Genomic DNA, 18,588 nt, shown 5'->3' with positions numbered 1-18,588 from the left:
ATGCTGACCGTCATCGGCAAGGCCACCTCGATCAATGTGCGCAAGGTGCTGTGGACCTGCACCGAACTGGGATTGCCGTTCGTGCGCGAAGAATGGCAGGACAGCCACGCGGCGCTGAATCCGAACCGCATGGTGCCGGTGCTGGTCGACGACGGCTTCGTGCTGTGGGAATCGAACACCATCTGCCGCTACCTGTGCGAGCGCCATGATGGCACGGCGTTGCTGCCGTTTGATTTCCAGGCCCGGGCCCGCGTGAGCCAGTGGATGGACTGGCAGGCAACGGAACTGAACACCGCCTGGCGCTATGCCTTCATGGCGCTGGTGCGGGGCAGTCCCGCACACCGGGATCCGGCGCTGATCGAGGCCGGCATCGCGGGATGGAACCGCCACATCGGGCTGCTCGACGCCCACCTGGGCCAGAGCGGCCCGTACGTCGCCGGCGCCGACTTTTCGCTGGCCGACATCGTGCTCGGCCTGTCGGTCAACCGCTGGCTCATGACGCCGATGGCGCGGCCCGACTATCCGCACGTGGCGGCCTGGTATGCGCGTCTCGGCGAACGTCCCGGCTTCGGCGCATGGTGCGGCAACGGGGTGGCGTGAGCCCGGGGACAATGCGCGGCGTCTGGTAAGATCGGCTTTGATTTTCCAGCCGCTCGACCATGCCGCCGTCCACCATCGATCCCCGCTTCGCCCAGCCCGGCCATCCGCCCGCCACCATCGACGAATTCGAAGGCGTGCGCTTCCTGCACCTCGGCACCTCCTGGGTGCAGGGCGCGATGCGCATCTCCAAGCCGGACACGATCGAGCTCGAATACGTGCAAATGATGATGCTGTGGACGCTGTTCCAGCGCGCGCCGCGCCGCATCGCCCAGCTCGGGCTGGGCAGCGCCTCGCTCACCAAGTTCTGCTACCAGCGCTTTCCCGAGGCGCAGGTCACTGCGGTCGAGCTCAATCCCAACGTGATCGCGATCTGCCGCGCGCTGTTCGGCCTGCCCGACAACGACGCCCGCCTGGACGTGCGCGAGATGAATGCGCTCGACTTCGTGCTCGACCGCGCCAACCATGGCAAGTTCGACGTGCTGCAGGTCGACCTGTACGACCAGGACGCGCGCGGCCCGGTGCTCGACTCGGTCGAGTTCTACCAGGGCTGCCGCGATTGCCTGGCGCCGGGCGGCGTCATGACCGCCAATGTGTTCGGCGACTTCAGCAACTACGACAAGAACTTCTTGCACATGGAGCAGGTCTTCGACGCGGTCGCCTGGCTGCCCGAGGTGCACGACGCGAACGTGGTGGTGCTGGCCTTCAGGGAGGCGCCCGAAATCGACTTCGCGGTGCTGTACGAGCGCGCCGGCGAGATCAAGCGGCGCCTGAACCTGCCGGCGAAGAATTGGGTCAACGGCCTGAAAGAGTGGATGCGCGACCACTCGTAAGCCGATGGCGCGGCGTCGGCGGGCGGTGTCCCGGGCGGTGACCGCTGACGCCCAGCTCGGACGCCGGCACCGGCGCGCCGAGCACCGCGAACACCGCGCCGCAGGGTTCGCGCTCCAGCCCCAGCACCGGGAACACCCGTTCGAGGTTGGCGTACTTGGCCCAGGCGCCGGCGCCACGCGACTGGCTTGGCGGGATCGACATCGCGGCAAAGCCGCGCGCGCCCTGCTCGACCGCCGCGATGCTGCGTACGCGGGCGGCGCGCGCTTCTTCATCGCATTCTCCGTCCTGACCGGCATCCATGCAGCGCACCCGCAGCTGCGCGCCGGGCAGCGGGTGGTCATGGAGCTTCTGGTTGGGAGCGTGCCAGAGCTGCATCAGCACGATGCCGGTCGGCCCATGGGCGTCCCAGGCGCTTTCGAGACTGCCATGGTGTTCCAGGCCGTAGCGCTTGCATAGCTGGGTGATATTCATCTAGTCGTTCCGTTGCCGTTGGCGCCGCTCGCCGTTGCGACGGGCGGCGGGATTCTGCATGGCGCGCAGCAGGATCTCTTGTGAGACATTGCAGCTCTCGAGGTACACCAGCCCCGCCGATACGCCCCGCGTCTCGGCCAGGAACAACGCATATTCGGTAGCGAGCGCGGACTGCTCGTCGATTCGTCGCTGGATCATGATGTGGCTGCCTACGAAGTGCGGCGAAAGCGCCGGCTTGAAACCTTATGCTAAAGCCACTCGGCAGCACACCATTGGAAATCTTGTTAGAGAACGTAACAATCCAGCAAACTCTTTCCAACAACATTTCTCTCCAAAAATATCTTTATTCTCAACGCATTACCCGACACTCATGATTATGTTGTGAAGTGTGAGAACACGTCTCTTTTGCGCGACGGCCACCCCGCCTATTCACGTTCGTATTTACTTATTTCAATATCTTCGTAGTGATGCGACATATCCCATTGCTAACATCAAATGACATCCGGACAAGCGGATGACATGACAACACTCATTGCAGGGGGTAGAGGATGACAAGGAAGTTGAACAAGAAAACACTGCCGCAACGCGCCCTGCTGGCGTCGGCACTGATGGCAGCATTGGCGCCCGCGAGCGCCCAGGAGACGGACAGCAATATGTCGCAGGTCGTGGTGCTCGGTTCGCGCACCCAGGCCAAGACCGCGCTCGACACCGCGGTCCCGGTAGGCCTCATCAACAGCAAGGACATCCAGTCCGCCGGCACGCTCGAACTGGGCAAGGTGCTGCAAGACCTCGACCCGTCGTTCAACTTCACCAGCACCTTCGTGAGCGACGGCACCGACATCATCCGCCCCGCCACCCTGCGCGGCCTGGGCCCGGACCAGCTGCTGGTGCTCATCAACGGCAAGCGCCGCCACCAGCAAGCCCTGGTCAACGTGCAGCAGACCATCGGCCGCGGTTCGGCCGGCACCGACATCAATGCGATCCCGCTGTCGGCGATCCAGTCGATCGAGGTGCTGCGCGACGGCGCCGCGGCGCAGTACGGATCGGACGCGATCGCGGGCGTCATCAACATCATCCTCAAGAAGGGCGCCGGCAACGGCACCTTGAGCGCCAGCGCCGGCACCACCGACGAAGGCGACGGCGACACGTATTCGGCCAGCGCCAACCGCGGCTTCGCGCTGGGGGCCGACGGCGGCTACCTGAACCTGTCGGTCGAGGCGCGCAAGCGCGACGAGACCAACCGCGCCGGGCCGGACACGCTGCGCGTCACCCCGCCGCGCGTGACCCAGCGCCTGGGCGACAGCAACGCCAAGGACTACTATCTGTGGATGAATTCGGCCATCCCGACCGCCGGCGGCGAACTGTATGCCTTCGGCGGCGCCTCCAAGCGCAAGGGCGATTCGGGCGGCTTCTTCCGCCCGGCAGAGGATTCGCGCAACGTGCCCGAAATCTATCCGAACGGCTTCCTGCCGAATATCGTGACCACCGTGCAGGACGCCTCGCTCGCCGTCGGCTACCGCCACGACCTGCCGAACGGCTGGAATGCCGACGCCAGCGTCAACCATGGCCGCAGCCAGCTCAAGTTTCACGAACGGAACTCGATCAACGTCAGCTACTGGTACGAGAACGGCGAGTCGCCGACGTCGGCCGACACCGGCACGCTCAAGTTCGAGCAGACCACCTTCAACCTCGACTTCAAGGGTCCGGTGAACGTGCTGGGCGGCGAGCTGTTCGTGGCCGCCGGCTTCGAATGGCGGCGCGATAACTACGAGATCGAGGCCGGCGATCCGGTCTCTTACCAGTACGGCCGCAGCAACAATCCCGCCATCGTCATCCGCGACCAGAACGGCGGCATCGCCGCCTCGGGCATCCAGGGCTTCCCCGGCTACACCCCGAGCACCGCGGTCGACGAGGGCCGCCACAACACCGCCTACTACCTGGACCTGGAGCGCAAGTTCGGCGCCAGCGTCACGCTCGGCGCCGCGGCGCGCCACGAACGTTACTCGGACTTCGGCAACACCACCATCGGCAAACTGAGCCTGCGCTGGGACCCGAGCCGCACGCTCGGGATCCGCGGCAGCGCCTCGACCGGCTTCCGGGCGCCGGGCGTGCAGCAGAAGTTCTACAGCTCGGTCTCGACCAACCTGAACGCCGCCGGCGTGCTCACCGAGACCCTGACCGCGCGCGAAGACAGCGCCGTCACGCGCGCCTTCGGCATCGCGCCGCTGCAGGAAGAAACCTCGAAGAGCGCCAGCATCGGCATGATCCTGCGCCCGACCCAGGGCTTCTCGCTCACGGCCGACGTCTATCGCACCAAGATCGACGACCGCATCGTCTTCTCCAGCAATATCGCGCCCGAGTCCGGCCCCTGCCCGACCCCGACCTCCTGCCCGATCCGCAACATCCTCGATCCGCTGCGCGTGGGCCAGGCCCAGTTCTTCACCAATGCGATCGACACCACCACCACCGGCTTCGACCTGGTGGCGCAGCAGACCATCCGGGCCCAGGGCTCGACCCTGGTGCTGTCCGGCCAGCTGGGCTTCAACAAGACCGAGGTCGACGACCGCCACTCGCAGTCGCCGGTGCTCACCGGCGCCCAGCTGTTCGACGACGCCCAGGTGACGCTGATCGAGCGCGGCCAGCCGCGCAAGCACCACGTGGTGTCGGCCGACTACACCACCGGACCGTGGAACCTGACGGCGCGCGCCAACTACTTCGGCGAGGTGCAGGGCCAGGGGTTCACGGCGCCGTTCGTGCAGACCTGGGAAGCGAAGTGGATCGTCGACCTGACCGGGCGCTATGCCTTCAACAAGAACCTGTCGCTGTCGGCGGGCGTGAACAACCTGTTCGACACCTATCCGACGCGCTGGGACCCCGAGCGCGCGGCGCCCTTCCCGCAGATGGGCTTCACGCACTGCTGGGAAACCTGCCCGTTCGGCATGAACGGGCGCTCGGCCTACGTCAAGGCAGACTACACGTTCTGATACTGGCCATCCGGTGCGCCGGACGCGGGCTGCAACAGGAAGGAACGCAGCTCGCGCACGTCCTGCGAGGGGCTGACGCCGAAGGCGCGCGTGTACTCGCGGCTGAATTGCGAGGCGCTTTCGTAGCCGACCCGGTGCGCCGCGCTGGCCACGGTGGCCGCCTCGAACACCAGCAGGCGTCGCGCCTCCTGCAGGCGCAGCTGCTTCTGGTATTGCAGGGGCGTCATCCTGGTGGCCAGCTTGAAGTGATGATGCAGCGACGACTGGCTCATGTTCGCCGCCTGCGCGATCTCCTCCATGCGCAGAGGCTCCTTGTAGCGCAGCGTGATTCTCTCGGCCGCGAGCCGGATGCGGTGCGGCTGGGTGCCGGGCGTCATGAAATGCGCCAGCTGCCAGCCTCCGTCGCCGATCAGGAGGCGGTACATGATTTCGCGGTAAGCCAGGGGCGCCAGCTGGCGAATATCGCGCGGCGTTTCGAGCAGCCGGCACAGGCGCAGCACGGCGTCGAGCAGGTCGTCGTCGGTCCTGGCGGTATGGATGCCGAAGGTGGCGTCCGCGCCGGCCGGCAACGGCGCGGCCTGGTGCGCGTCTTCCAGCAGCAGGCTGGCGATCACCGTCGGATCGATGTCGAGCCAGACGCACAGATAGGGTTTCTCGGGCGACGCCTCGGCCACTTGCCCCGACACCCGGATGTCATGCGCGAACACCATATGGCGTGCGCTATCGTGGACGATGCGGGTATCTCCCACGAGCAGCTGTTTCGATCCCTGCGCCAGCAGGCACAAACCGGGCTGGTACAGCACCTGGCCCAGGGCGGTCGGGCCCGAGACCCGGACCAGCTTCAGTTTCGGGACCTTTGTCACGTGCAGGCCGTCGCCCGGCGCTACGCGCAGCAGGAGCTCGACCAGGCGCTGTTGCACGTGATGAGATGATTGCCCTTGCATGCCGATCCCCTCTTCACTCAGGCCGCCGGTTCGGCCTTGACGGCCTGGCCGACCGCGGCCCAGGTGGCGCGCTCGGCCTGGCTCAATTCGTCCAGGGTCGGCGGTGTGCCGCCGCGCGACTGGAACAGGGAAGAACGCAGTTCGCGCACGTCCTGCGAGGGACTGATGCCGAAAGCGCGCGTGTACTCGCGGCTGAACTGCGATGCGCTCTCGTAGCCGACCCGGTGCGCCGCGCTGGCCACGCTGGTGGCCTCGAACACCAGCAGGCGCCGCGCTTCCTGCAGCCGCAGCCGCTTCTGGTACTGCAGGGGCGTCATATTGGTGGCCAGCTTGAAATGGTGGTGCAGCGAGGACTGGCTCATGTTCGCGGCCTGGGCGATCTCGCCCATGCGCAGCGGCTCCTTGTAGCGCAGCGTGATCTGCTGGGTCGCGACGCGCATCCGGTGCGATTGCGTCCCCGGCGTCATGAACTGCGCCAGGCGCCAGCCGCCTTCACCGCTCAGGAGGCGGTACATGATCTCGCGGTAGACCAGCGGCGCCAGTTCGGGGATGTGCTGGGGCGTCTCCACCAGCCGGCACAGGCGCAGCACCGCGTCCAGCAGCGCCTCGTCGGTGCGCGCGGTATAGACACCGAGCGTGACGTCATCGTGCTCCGGCGCGGGCGCCGCCGGCACGCCCGGGCCCAGCAGCAGCGAACCCACCACCACCGGATCGATGTCGAGCCAGACGCTCAGGTAGGGGGCGTCAATCGATGCCTCGACCACCTGGCCCGAGACCGGGATGTCGTGCACGGCAACCAGGTGGTGCGACTGGTCGTAGGCGATGCGCGCTTCCCCCACCAGCAGCTGCTTGCGTCCCTGGGCCAGCAGGCACAGTGCCGGCTCGTACAGGACCTCGGCCATCGACGATGCGCTGGACGCGCGCAGCAGCTTGAGCTTCGGCACCGCCGTGATGTGCAGGCCGTCGCCGGGCGCGGCGCCGCGCAGGCACTCGACCAGCTGTTGCCGCAATGCATTCAGGGTTCGGGACATGGGGAGTCAAAGTCGGAAAAGTCAGGATCGAACTCTGCAGATGGTAGACGCGGCCCGATCGGGCACGAATGCCCATTCTTCTGGAGTTCTTGCCTAATACTCTAACCGGAAAGGAGGAGCTACGGAGCCGCGCGCGGGCGACTCCGGGGCATGTCAGCGGCGTTCGCGCCACCACAGCGACAGCATCGCCGCGGCGAAGGCCAGGGCGAACGGCCAGGCCGGCATCGGGCGTGTCGGCCCTTCCTGGGCGCTGAGCGGCGTGCGGGCGGCGTAGCGCGCCGTAGCGTCGCGCTTTTGCATCGCTTGCCATCGGGGCCAGTCGTTTTCCGCATATATGTAGACGGCATGCGCGCCCGCCTTGCGGTCCGCGATCTGCAGCCAGCCGGGCTTCTGCGGCCACAGCGCGACGCAGGAAGCATCGGTGCGATCGGCGCGGGCTTGCCAGCGCAAGGCCTGCTTCAGTTCGGGGAACGCGACCTCGCCATCGACGCCGCGGGCGCAGACTTCCAGGCGCTGTCCGGGCAGCGGCATCTCGGCGGGGGGCAGCCATTCGGTCTCCTTGCGGCGCTCGACGCCGGCGCGGTCGAGCACACCCTGCCACCACAGCGCCAGCTTGCGCGGTTCGGCGATCGCGTGGCGGTGCCATTCGCTCACGCCCAGCCAGGCGATGCGGCCCTTCTTCCAGTCGCGCGTCCAGACCATGTCGCTTGACCCGGTCCAGGGACCGGCGTCGCGCGCCGTCGGCAGCATCGGCGCCAGCGGCATCTCCAACGGCGCCTCCAGCTTGCCGCCCAGCGGCTGTACGCGCAGCGGCAATTGCAGGGTGCGCGACCAGACTCCCGGATCGTTCGCATTCCCGCCCAGCACCAGCAGCGGCATGCCGTCGGCCACGCGCTCGAGCAGGGACGCGCGTTCGCGGGCGCCCATGCGTTCGAAGCGGGCGGCATCGATCACCATCAGGTTCGGCGCCGTCATCTCTTCGCGCGGCTGTTCAAGCCGGGTAACGTCGCGGCCCAGCGTGACCTGCCAGTCGAGCAGCGCGCCGCTGGCGGCCATCAGATCGTTCAGCACGCGCAAGTCGAACGACGGCGCGCCGAAGCGGCCGACGACTTGCAACTGGACCGGCTCGTGCACGGTGAACGGCACGGGGCCTTCGGCGACGACCTTGTCCTTCGCATCCAGCAGGCGCGCCTTGAGGACGACACGCTCGGCCACCGGCGGCATCCACTCGACGGTCAGCTTGCCCGCGCCGCGCGCCTGGGCGATCGGCTGGCCGTTCTCGGCCAGCAGTTCCAGGCGAGCTTCACTCTTGTCTTCGCGCTCGACGGTCAGGGTGAACAGCCGGCCCAGGGCCACCTGGCTCGGGAAGTCGAGGCGCAGCGCGCCGCCCTTCGGCGCCTGCCAGCCGAGCGGCAAGGCCGGCAGGTCGTTCCAGGCGGCGGCGCGCAGGCCGTCGCCTTCGAGTCGCAGGGCATTCACGCCCTCTACCGATCGCGGCGGCGCGGCCGGGTCGACGGCGAGCGTGCGGCCGGCCTCGCCGGGCACGCGCAGGTCGGCCGCTAACAGGCCCAGGGCCGTGGCCGCGACGACGATCAAGAGCGCGTCCAGCCATTGGCGGCGGCGCAGGTAGAGCGCGGCGCTGACGATGCCGGCCAGGGCGATGACGGCGATGAGCAGGGTCTGGGTCATGGCGCGCCCGCCTCGCGCCAGTGACGCGCGAACGGTGTCTCGACCTTGCTGCTGGCCTGCAGCAGCACCTGGCCTTCGCCGGCGCCGGTACGCAGCCAGGCGCGCAGCACCGGACGGCAGGCGATGCAGCCGTCGGCCACGTCCTGGATCGCGCGCTGGGCGGCCAGGCGCTGCTCGTCGTCCTGCAGGCGCGTACGCACCCAGTCGTTGGCGGTGCGCATCCACAGCGACGGCAGCGCGGCTTCGCTGGACAAGGCCACCACCAATGTGCGCAGCTCTTCCGGCAGCGGAGAATCGTGTCCAGCCTGTTCGCGGCGATAGCTGGCGGCGCCTGCCATTTCGCCGGTCATGCGTTTTTCTTCCTTGATCGGCGGCGGCGTGAAGGCGGTCTTGTGCAGGTAGATGCGTTCGGCCTGCTGCAATTCCTTGATGGCTTCCAGGGCCTTGTGCTCGGGCGGCAAGGCGGTCTTCGGCGCGATCGCGCGCAGCGACTTCTCGGCATCCCACATCGCCACCAGCGCGCGGCGCAATACCTTCTTGGTGCCCTCGTCGTACATCGTCGCGTTCTCGGCCTCGTCGTGGGCGTGGCCATAGGTTTCGAGGATGTGCTGGGTTTCGTTCACGATGGCGCTCTTGCGGGTGTTAGGGCTGCCGTGGTCGTGGCCGTGGCCTTCCTCGTGCGGATGTTCATCGTGATCGTGGCCTTCGTGATCATCGTGATCATCGTGATCGTCGGTCTTTTGGGTGCCGGCCATGCCGGAACCGGCGTTGTCGGCGAATAGCGACGACTCCTCGCCCAGGAACTGGCCGTAGCGCCGGCGCAGTTGCGCCTGGTCGTTGGCGATGCGTTCGCTGCGGTCGCGCACCTCGTCAGCCGCGATCTTCGTGCCGCGCATATCGGCAATGAGCTGCTCGGTGTCGATGATGATCTGGCGCTGGCTGCGCAGCGAAGCCGGCTTGACCAGCGACGGCATCGCCGCGCTCTCTTCTTCAGCCTCCTGTTCCGGCGCCGGGCGGCGCACGGTGTAGGTGGGCGACTGCACGGTCTGGGGACGGCCGGCGTTGTCGGTCGCGCGCACGAAGAAATACAGCTCGTCGCCCGGTTCCATTTCCAGCTCGGCGAGCGACCATTGCTTCGACCAGTCGCGCCGCTTCGGATCGCTGGATGCCGGCAGCGGCATCTCGCGGTCGGTGAACTTGACGTTCTCGCCGCTGCCGCGCGCCAGCGTCATGTGCAGGGTGGCGCGCCGGATCGCGTAGTCGTCGCGGATCTGGATCGCCATCGCGGTGCCGGTCGCATTCTCGCGCAGGTCCTGGATCATCTGGGTAGGCGCAGCGATGGTGATCTCGGGCGGCTGGTCGGGGATCACGCGCAGGGTGTGGCGCTCGCCGCGCCAGCGCCACACCACCGACTCGGTGGCGGTCCAGCGTGCGCACTCCTTGCCCGGCTCGAGCACCTGGCCGTTGCCCAGTTCGATCTTGTTGTCGCCTGCCATGCCGTCCTTCAGGCACCAGCTGACGACGGTCTGTTCCGGCGCCTGCAGGTCGCCCGGGCCCGATTCGGACGCCTTGATGCCGGTATAGGCCGGCGGCGCCAGCTTGACGGTGAGCTGGGCCAGCGTGGCCGCGGCCGCGCTACCGACCGCGCTCGGCGCCACAGGGGCCGCGCCATCGGACGGCCTGGTGGTCGCATACCACACCATCCCCGCCAGCACGGCGCTGACCAGGACGATCGGATAGCCGACAGAGACGTGGCGCGCGACGATCCGGCGCAGCTGGGCCGGCGAGATGACGGCGTCCAGGCGGTCGAACAGGCGCTGCTGCTGCAGGCGCGCGATCGGGGAATCGGCCCCCTCGAGCAGGGCCGCGCTGTCTTCCATCTCGGGCACGGCGCCGTCCAGCCAGGCGGTCCACTCGAAGGTGACGCGGCGGCGCAGCTTGACCCAGTCCAGCGCGCACCAGCCGGCCCAGGCCAGCAGGCCCGGCCCAGATGGAATCGCCAGCCATGGCAGCGCGCCGCCTATCCACAGCGGCAGGCGGCGCAGCTGGGCTGCCCGCCATACCCGTTTGGTGATCTCAACGCCTCCGTGCATGCGTGAGACTCCTTTCCAGTACAAAAAGTGCGACCAGGACGGCCAGCAGGACGCCGCGCAGCGCGCCTCCCGGTGCCGGCGCCTTGGCGCCATCGACCGCCGCGAACGTCTGCGGCGCCAGCGTGAAGTGGCGCGGGCCGACGTGCAACTGCTGCCAGTCGTCGAGCAGCGCACGCGCGGCATCCGCATCGCGTGGGGGCCAATCGGCATGATGCCACAGGCGTCCGCGCGCGCTGTCGGCGTAGCGCAGGCCGTCGAGTACGCGCGCCTTGGCCAGCTCGGGGAAGGCCGACGGCTGCGTCACCCACCACAACGGCGCGCGCAGCGCGGCGGGTGGCGCTTCCGCACGGTCCCAGACGATCAGCGAAGTCCTGGCGCCAGGCGTGTCGTCGACGATGACGGTTTCAGGACCGCCCTGCGCCGCGAACATGCGGCGCCACTCGGCCGCACGCTCGCTGGCGATATAGACGTGGCGCTCGACCTTGGCGGGTGCGGCGGCATGGGTACGCACCTCGACCGAACGGCCGAACTTGGGCTTGGCGGCCGGCATCGGCACCTCGCCCAGCACCAGCAGCCGCGCGTCCGATCGCCACTCGCGCTCGTGCGTATGCACCCAGCCCAGCGCCTGTGCGGCGGGCAGCGTGACGCGCTCGGCGTCCGCCAGGCCGGCTTGCGCCGCTTCGCGCTCGACCCATGCGGGGACGGCGCCTTGCGTCACCACGACCGTATCGCCGCGCCACGGATAGACCGGGTCGGCCAGCCAGGCGACCAGGACGGCCAGCAGCAGGCAGCGCACCAGCAGCAACAGTGGATCGCTCCAGCGCCAGACCCGGGTCTGGCGCGGCTCGGTACGCGGCAGGAAGCGCGCGGTCGACATCAAGGCCGCCTGGTTCTGCACGCGCTTCTTGCGGTGCCACCAGATCGGCAAGATAAGAACAGGCAGCGCGAGCCACCAGAATGCATTCATGGGTTTACCTTCCGGGACGCCGCAGCCAGCGCCGCAGCACCTCGATCGGCGACTGCTCGATCGCGGCCAGCGTCAGCGGCATATCGTTCTTGCGGCACTGCGCCGTGACGGCGCCGAAGTGGGCTTCGCGGTTGCGGCGGTAGCCTTCCTTGAGGTCGGCGCCGAAGCGGAACACGCCTTCTTCGCGTTCCGGATCGCGGTAGGCCAGGTCGCTGGAGAAGCTGGCGTCGACCTCGGCCTGTGTTTGCAGGCCCAGCACGCGCACGTCGTGGCGCATCTGGCGCAGGCGCGTCAGGGCCACCGACAGCGGCGACGGCCAGTCGAGCAGGTCGCTGGCCGCATAGATCGCGCTCGGCGATTGGGCGAAGTGCAGGCTCGCCTTCAGGGTTTCGGTATCCGGCAGCTCGCCATCCGGTTCGGCGCGCTGGAGCTGGGACAGCACCCTCTGCAGGTGGCGCGGTCCGCGCAAGGCTGGCGTAAATGCCACCTTGCCGCCGCCGAGCACCACCACGCCGAAGGCGTCGCCCTGGCGCTGCGCGATCGCGGCGACGCAGCCGAGCAGCATGCGCGCGTAGGCCAGCTTGTCGAGGCCAGGGACGCTGCGGCTCGGCTCCGCCATCGAGGCGCTGGCGTCGAGCACCAGCCAGACCGCCACATGGCTGTCGCGCTCGGCCTCGCGCACGAAGTAGCGATCGGCGCGCCCCGCCAGTTTCCAGTCGACGCGGCGCCACTCATCGCCGGGGACGTAGGCACGGTATTCCGAGAACTCGACGCCCGCCCCGCGTTCGCGCCCGGCGTGGATGCCGTGGCCCAGGCCCGCCAGCACATGGCGGATCACGAGGTCGAGCTTCTTCGTGTGCGCGATCAGCGCGGTGTTCGCAAGCGACATGATACGAAAGCCGGTTACGGCACCTTGATCTCGTTGCGCAGGGCCTGCAGCACGTCGGCGATGGCGATGCCGTCGGCCTCGGCCTCGAAGTTGCGCAGCACGCGGTGCGCCAGCACCGGCAGCAGCATGGCCCCGATGTCGTCGCGGGTCACCGCCAGGCGGCCCTGCATCAGCGCGCGCGCCTTGGAGGCCAGCACCAGCGCCTGGCCGGCGCGTGGGCCGGCGCCCCAGCCGATGTGTTTCTTCACCGCGTCGACCGTGGTCTCGCTCGGCCGGGTGGCGCGCACCAGGCGCGTCGCGTAGCGCACCAGATGGTCGCCAATCTCGATGTCGCGCACCAGCTGCTGCAGGCGCAGCAGGGTTTCGACGTCCATCACCGGCTCGGCGTCAAGGAGGCCCGCGTGGGTGGTGCGCGAGACCATCAGCACTTCTTCGTCCTCGGTCGGATAGACCACGTCGATGCGCAGCAGGAAGCGGTCGAGCTGGGCCTCGGGCAGCGGATAGGTGCCGGCCTGCTCGATCGGGTTTTGCGTGGCCAGCACGAAGAAAGGACGCGGCAATTTGTGCGTCTGGCCGGCGAAGGTCACCGAACGCTCCTGCATCGCCTCCAGCAGCGCCGACTGGGTCTTGGGCGGGGCGCGGTTGATCTCGTCGGCCAGCAGCACTTGCGTGAATACCGGGCCGGGCTGGAAACGGAACACGCGCTGGTGGGTCGCGGCGTCTTCTTCCAGGATCTCGGTGCCGACGATATCCGACGGCATCAGGTCGGGCGTGAACTGCACCCGGCGGAACTGCATGTCGGTGGCTTGCGCCAGCGACTTGACGAGCAAGGTTTTACCGAGCCCTGGCACGCCTTCGACCAGCGCGTGGCCGCCTGCCAGCAGGCAGGTCACGAGCAGGTCGACCACGTCTTCCTGGCCGATGATCACACGCGCCATGCTGGCCTTCAGCGCGCCCACTTTCGCCGTCAGGGCGGCGATATCCTGTTCATTCCACGCTACTGCATCTTGTTGCGACACTGGTCATGCTCCCAACGCATATTGAATGATGTTCACCGCGAAGCGGGTGTTGTCGACCGCGAGAAAACGCTTGTTGCGGAAGTCGTAATCCCATTCGCAGCCATAGTCCTTGTTCGAGTACAGCACGCGCACGCGCCCGCCAATCTCGATCGCCTTCAGGTACTCGTGCACCAGGTCGTCGCCCCAGCCATTGAGTTCCATCGACGTCGTCGGCGGCCCGTCCTCGAACTTGAAGAAGCACGAGTACAGCGGATGGTTGTTCGGGATCTTCTTGAGTGCCTGCGCGCCGAAGATCTTCGCCATCTCGGCCTCGAACGACTTGGCGAACAGGCCGTCGATGTCGTGGTTGCAGTCGTCCACGAAGACGAAGCCGCCGCCGCGCACGTACTTCTCGAAATTGCTCCGTTCCGCCGGGGTGAACTGCACCAGCTTGTGGCCGGCCAGGTAGCAGAACGGGGCCTGCAGCATCTTCGGATCCGACAGCGCCACCATGCGCTCCGTCGTATCGACCCGCAACGTGGTGTACTCCACCAGGGAGTTCAGCACGTTGCTGGGCATGCGGATATCTACGTCCCAGTTGCCCGATTCATACATCAGGCGCGTGAAGTAGAAGTCGTAACTCGCCATGGAGATTTGCAGCCGTCAGACCGCGTCGGACAGCGAGGTGAAGTTGAAGTCGCGCACCTTCATCGGCGGCAGCACCATCTGGAACGGCACTTCGTCGCCGCCGATGATCTGCGGCTTGCCCAGTTCGTCGATATTGTTGAGGATCGTGACCGGGCTCTCGTTGAAGCGGAAGTTCTTGAGCGGGTACTTGATCTTGCCGTTCTCGACATAGAAGGTGCCGTCGCGGGTCAGGCCCGTGAGCAGCAGCGACTGTGGATCGACCATGCGGATATACCAGGTGCGGGTGACCACGATGCCCTTCTTGGTGCCCGCGATCAGCTCTTCCAGCGACTTGGTGCCGCCGGCCATGATCATGTTGCCGTGGCCCGCGGTGGCGCGCTTGCCCGTCTTCTGGGCCCAGTAGCGCGAATAGTCGAGCGAGGCGACGCGGCCATCCTTGACCAGCTGGGTGCGTTCGCGCGCCAGCAGCGACTCGTTGTCCCACGGCGCGACCGGCACGTCCTTGTCCCACGGGTCGGCCCAGATGTTCACCTGGCTGTCGAACAGCTTGTCGCCCAGGCGGTTCTTGCCGCCGGCCTTCGACAGGAAGCTGCGGCCCTCGTCGGCCGAGCGCGCGTCGAAGGCGCTGAACATATTGCCCAGGATTTCCGAGGTCGCCGCCGGCTCCAGGATCACGGTGTAGCGGCCCGGTTCCAGCGCACGCGCCTCGACCGAACGCAGCGCCTTCTCAATCGCCACTTCGGCCGCCTCGCGCGCGTCGAAGCGCGCGGCGTCGACCGCCGAGCGGGTCACCCAGCCCGAACCGCGGCCGTCTTCGGTGCGCGCGGTGAGGCTGAACGACAGGTCGGTGAAGTCCTGGTGGCCGAACACGCCGTTCGAGTTGGCCATGGTGGCGAAGCGGGTGCTGTCGGTGAAGAAGCCGGCGGTGACCAGCTTGTTCTTGCGCGCCAGCTCGATGCAGGTGGCCGCCACCTCGGCCCGGAAGTCCGGGTCGATCGCCGCGGTCTTGGGCACGAAGGTGGTGGTGGCGCGGTATTCCTGCTTCGCGATGGCCGGCATGAACTCCGGATTCTCGGGCGCCAGCCTGGCCAGCTCCTCGGCGCGGCGCACGGCTTTTTCCAGCGACTTGTCGTCGAACTCGTTGATCACGGCGGTGCCGCTGCGCTTGCCGAAGGCCACCCGTACCTGCAGCTGCATGTCTTCGGTCAGGCCGGCGGTCGACACGCTGTTGCGCGCGAAGCGCACGTTGCCGACGCGGCTGCCTTCGATCGATACCGTGCATTCGTCGGCTTTCGACAGCGACAGGACGCGATCGGTGATTTTCTTGGCTTGTTCCTGGTTCAGGGCTTTCATCCTGGTCTCCTTATCCGATCTTGCGTGCGGTATTGATGACGTTGATGCCGTTGAAGCGGGTGGTGCTCGATCCGTGCGACACCGCGCTCACCTGGCTCGGCTGGCCCTTGCCGTCGAAGAAGGAGCCGCCCATGCGCCAGTCGCGCTCGTCGCAGATGGCCGAGCAGGCATTCCAGAATTCCTGGGTATTCGCCTGGTACGCCACGTCCTCGAGCGGGCCGGTGATCTTGCCGTTCTTGATCTCGTAGTACAGCGTGCCGCCGAACTGGAAGTTGTAGCGCTGCTGGTCGATCGAATAGGAGCCGCGGCCCAGGATATAGATGCCCTTCTTGACGTCCTTGACCATCTCGTCCGGCGTCAGGCGCGCCTTGCCCGGCTCGAGCGAGACGTTCGGCATGCGCTGGAACTGCACAGTGCTCCAGCTGTCGGCATACGAGCAGCCGTGCGATTCCTTCTCGCCGATGATGTGGGCCTGGTCGCGCGTGGCCTGGTAGTTGACCAGGATACCGTCGCGAATGATGTCCCACTGCTTGGCCGGCACGCCCTCGTCGTCGTAGCCGATCAGGCCCAGCGAGCCCGGCGTGGTGCGGTCCGCGACAAAATTGACGCGCTCGGCGCCGTACTTGAATTTCTTGCTCTGCCACTTGTCGAGACCCACGAAACTGGTGCCGGCGTAGTTGGCTTCGTAGCCGAGCACGCGGTCCAGTTCCGTCGGGTGGCCGACGTTCTCGTGGATGGTCAGGAACAGGTGTTCGGGCGAGAGCACCAGGTCATACTTGCCCGGCTCGACCGACTTGGCGCTGAGCTTTTCGCGTGCCTGCTTGCCCGCCAGGCGCGCGTCCTCGACGATGTCGTAGGACTTGGTGTACAGCGTGGTGACGCCGCCGGCGGCGCGCACCTTGTCTTCGGCGCGCGCGTCGAAATATTCATAGCCCATCGAGGCCGGGGCGCCCAGGCCGCCGCGCGAACGGAACTTGCCGGTGGCCTTGTCGACCGCGGTGGCATTGATCGGGGCCCACAGGCGGTGCACGTCCTGGTCGATGTAGGAGCCGTCGGTCGATGCGAAGTATTTTTGCTGGTTGATCTGGAACAGCGAGGCGGTCATGAAGTTCGCGCCCGCATCCAGCCCGGCCTTGTTGGCGGCGATCAGCATGTCGGCTTTTTCCTTGACCGGCAAGGTGCGCCAATCCTTCTTGATCGGTGTGGCCCAGGCCACTTCGCCGACGCCCTTCACCGGCGCCAGGCGCACGGGTTCCAGTTGCAGCCTGGCGTTGGCCTTGGCGATCGCCACCGCCTGGCGCGCGGCCTGGGCGACGCCGTCGGCGGTCATGCTGTTGGTCGAGGCGAAGCCATAGGCGCCGTCGGCGATCACGCGAATGCCGACGCCGCTCGATTCGGTGTTGTTGATGCTTTCGACGTTCAGGTCGCGTGTGACGATGAACTGGTTCAGGTAGCGGCCGATGCGCACGTCGCAATACGACGCGCCGGCCTGTGTGGCCGCGCCCATGGCGGTATCGGCCAGGACTTTCTTGGCGCTTGCCGCCATCGGTTTGAGCAGGTCTTCGGCCGCGATCGCGTTGCCGAAGACCGGAATGAGCATGGCGCCGGCAGTGCCGGCGCCGATCTGCAGGAATTTACGACGTTCCATGTATCCTCCAAATGCGGCGCCTCGATACGAGAGGCCGCGTGGACGGGAAACCCAGCTGAGCGCCCCGGTCCACCCTACATTTTTTTAACGTTCAGATCAGACCGCGTCCGACAGCGACGTGAAGTTGAAGTCGCGGATCTTCATCGACGGAATCAGCATCGAGTAGCGCGCCTCATCGGCGCCGATCACGGCCGGCCTGCCGATTTCCTCGATGTTGTTCAGCATCGAGACCGGGCTTTCGTTGAAACGGAAGTTCTTGATCGGATGCTTGATCTTGCCGTTCTCGACGTAGAAGGTACCGTCGCGGGTCAGGCCGGTCAGCAGCACCGATTGCGGGTCCACCATGCGGATGTACCAGGTACGGGTGACCAGCACGCCCTTCTTGGTGTTGGCGATCAGCTCTTCGGTGGTCTTGTTGGTGCCGGCCATGATGATGTTGCCGGCCGCGCCCACCGCGCGCTGCTTCTTCTGCTGCGCCCAGTAGCGCGAGTAGTCGAGGGCGTTGATCTTGCCGTCCTTGACCAGCTCCACGCGTTCGCGCGGCAGCATGTTCTCGTCCCACGGCAGCACGGCGACGTCCTTGTCCCACGGATCGGACCAGATGTTGACCTGGCTGTCGAACAACTTGTCGCCCAGGCGGTTCTTGCCGCCGGCCTTCGACAGGAAGCTGCGGCCCTCGTCGGCGCGGCGCGCGTCGAAGCCGCCCAGCATGAAGGACAGCAAATCGGACGTGGCGGCCGGCTCCATGATCACGGTGTAGCGGCCCGGCTCGAGCGCCTTGGCGTCGACCGAGCGCAGCGCCTTCTCGATCGCGATCTCGGCCGCTTCGCGCGGGTCGAACTTGGTGACGTCGCGCGCCGAACGCTTGACCCAGCCCGAACCGCGGCCGTCTTCGGTGCGCACGGTCAGGGTGAAGTCGAGCGAGGTCGCGACCTGGTGGCCGAACAGGCCGTTCGAGTTGGCGATGGTCTCGAAGCTGGTGCGGTCGGTGAAGAAGCCGGCCGAGACCAGGCCGCGCTTGCGGCAGCCCTCGATCGCGTAGGCGGCGGCCTGCGCGCGGTATTCCGGATCGATGTCGGCGGTCTTCTGGACGAAGGTGTCCGACGGTTTATAGGCGGTCTTGGCGATCGCCGGGATGAATTCCGGATTGTCCGGGGCTAGCTTCGCCAGGTCTTCGGCGCGGCGCACGGCGCGCTCGATCGACTTGTCGTCGAATTCGTTGATGGTGGCCGTGCCCTGCTTCTTGCCGAAGGCGACCTGCACTTGCACGCGGGTGTCGTCGGCCAGGCCGGCGGTCGAGACGGCATTGCGCGCGAAGCGGATGTTGCCGATGGTGCTGCCTTCGATATTGACGATGCACTCGTCGGCCTTGGTCAGCGACATCACGCGGTCGCTGATCTTTTTGGTTTGTTCCTGGGTCAAGATGCTCATGTGCGTCCCTG

At 67.0% G+C, this 18,588-nt stretch carries 16 protein-coding genes; 3 read left to right on the top strand and 13 right to left on the bottom strand.

Features of this window, described 5'->3' with window-relative positions; all coding sequences use genetic code 11:
* Both J3U95_RS02400 and J3U95_RS02395 read left to right on the top strand, forming a co-directional pair.
* A complete protein-coding gene (locus J3U95_RS02400; protein ID WP_208277112.1) occupies nt 1–600 on the top strand; it encodes a glutathione S-transferase family protein in 600 nt (199 codons plus the stop codon).
* 59 nt (nt 601–659) lie between these two features.
* The gene (locus tag J3U95_RS02395; RefSeq protein WP_208277111.1) at nt 660–1,430 is read left to right on the top strand and encodes a spermine/spermidine synthase domain-containing protein; all 771 of its coding nucleotides are present in this window, start codon (nt 660–662) and stop codon (nt 1,428–1,430) included.
* Here J3U95_RS02395 and J3U95_RS02390 read toward each other — a convergent pair.
* Complete coding sequence (locus J3U95_RS02390) at nt 1,393–1,902, bottom strand: hypothetical protein (protein WP_208277110.1); 510 nt, start codon at nt 1,900–1,902, stop codon at nt 1,393–1,395. The two genes, J3U95_RS02395 and J3U95_RS02390, sit on opposite strands and share 38 nt — an antisense overlap.
* A complete protein-coding gene (locus J3U95_RS02385) occupies nt 1,903–2,100 on the bottom strand; it encodes a hypothetical protein (protein ID WP_208277109.1) in 198 nt (65 codons plus the stop codon). It lies immediately after the preceding gene.
* Nucleotides 2,101–2,462: 362 nt separating this feature from the next.
* On the opposite strand from J3U95_RS02385, the gene J3U95_RS02380 reads away from it, so the two are divergent.
* The gene (locus J3U95_RS02380) at nt 2,463–4,886 is read left to right on the top strand and encodes a TonB-dependent receptor plug domain-containing protein (RefSeq protein ID WP_229519602.1); all 2,424 of its coding nucleotides are present in this window, start codon (nt 2,463–2,465) and stop codon (nt 4,884–4,886) included.
* Here the strand turns inward: J3U95_RS02380 and J3U95_RS02375 are convergent.
* The 11 genes from J3U95_RS02375 to J3U95_RS02325 all read right to left on the bottom strand — a co-directional run bounded on the left by J3U95_RS02375 (nt 4,874) and on the right by J3U95_RS02325 (nt 18,577).
* Nucleotides 4,874–5,830, bottom strand: coding sequence for an AraC family transcriptional regulator (locus tag J3U95_RS02375; protein ID WP_208277107.1), 957 nt, complete (start codon nt 5,828–5,830; stop codon nt 4,874–4,876). The two genes, J3U95_RS02380 and J3U95_RS02375, sit on opposite strands and share 13 nt — an antisense overlap.
* A gap of 17 nt (nt 5,831–5,847) precedes the next feature.
* Nucleotides 5,848–6,861, bottom strand: coding sequence for an AraC family transcriptional regulator (locus J3U95_RS02370; RefSeq protein ID WP_208277106.1), 1,014 nt, complete (start codon nt 6,859–6,861; stop codon nt 5,848–5,850).
* A gap of 153 nt (nt 6,862–7,014) precedes the next feature.
* Nucleotides 7,015–8,550, bottom strand: a complete 1,536-nt coding sequence (locus J3U95_RS02365; RefSeq protein ID WP_208277105.1) for a hypothetical protein — start codon at nt 8,548–8,550, stop codon at nt 7,015–7,017.
* Nucleotides 8,547–10,643: a hypothetical protein gene (locus J3U95_RS02360; RefSeq protein ID WP_208277104.1), complete on the bottom strand. Its 2,097-nt coding sequence runs from the start codon at nt 10,641–10,643 to the stop codon at nt 8,547–8,549. Before J3U95_RS02360 ends, J3U95_RS02365 begins: the two co-directional genes overlap by 4 nt.
* Nucleotides 10,627–11,610, bottom strand: a complete 984-nt coding sequence (locus J3U95_RS02355; RefSeq protein ID WP_208277103.1) for a BatA domain-containing protein — start codon at nt 11,608–11,610, stop codon at nt 10,627–10,629. Before J3U95_RS02355 ends, J3U95_RS02360 begins: the two co-directional genes overlap by 17 nt.
* Nucleotides 11,611–11,614: 4 nt before the next feature.
* The gene (locus J3U95_RS02350; RefSeq protein ID WP_208277102.1) at nt 11,615–12,499 is read right to left on the bottom strand and encodes a DUF58 domain-containing protein; all 885 of its coding nucleotides are present in this window, start codon (nt 12,497–12,499) and stop codon (nt 11,615–11,617) included.
* 14 nt (nt 12,500–12,513) lie between these two features.
* Nucleotides 12,514–13,518 (bottom strand): AAA family ATPase, encoded by a 1,005-nt coding sequence (locus J3U95_RS02345; RefSeq protein ID WP_208277101.1) that lies wholly within the window; start codon nt 13,516–13,518, stop codon nt 12,514–12,516.
* Nucleotides 13,519–13,521: 3 nt separating this feature from the next.
* Nucleotides 13,522–14,145 carry a DUF4159 domain-containing protein gene (locus J3U95_RS02340; RefSeq protein WP_109345447.1) on the bottom strand — a complete coding sequence of 208 codons (624 nt, stop codon included), beginning with the start codon at nt 14,143–14,145 and terminating at the stop codon, nt 13,522–13,524.
* 15 nt (nt 14,146–14,160) lie between these two features.
* A complete protein-coding gene (locus tag J3U95_RS02335) occupies nt 14,161–15,498 on the bottom strand; it encodes a TldD/PmbA family protein (RefSeq protein ID WP_109345448.1) in 1,338 nt (445 codons plus the stop codon).
* A 10-nt stretch (nt 15,499–15,508) separates the two neighbouring features.
* Nucleotides 15,509–17,146 carry a TldD/PmbA family protein gene (locus tag J3U95_RS02330; RefSeq protein ID WP_208277100.1) on the bottom strand — a complete coding sequence of 546 codons (1,638 nt, stop codon included), beginning with the start codon at nt 17,144–17,146 and terminating at the stop codon, nt 15,509–15,511.
* 96 nt (nt 17,147–17,242) lie between these two features.
* Nucleotides 17,243–18,577, bottom strand: a complete 1,335-nt coding sequence (locus tag J3U95_RS02325) for a TldD/PmbA family protein (protein WP_208277099.1) — start codon at nt 18,575–18,577, stop codon at nt 17,243–17,245.
* Nucleotides 18,578–18,588 lie beyond the last annotated feature (11 nt).

This window comes from Massilia oculi (assembly GCF_017582745.1).
Lineage (GTDB): Bacteria > Pseudomonadota > Gammaproteobacteria > Burkholderiales > Burkholderiaceae_D > Telluria > Telluria oculi_A.
The sequence above is the reverse complement of the archived record's forward strand: the minus strand, read 5'-3'. Positions and strand labels throughout refer to the sequence as shown.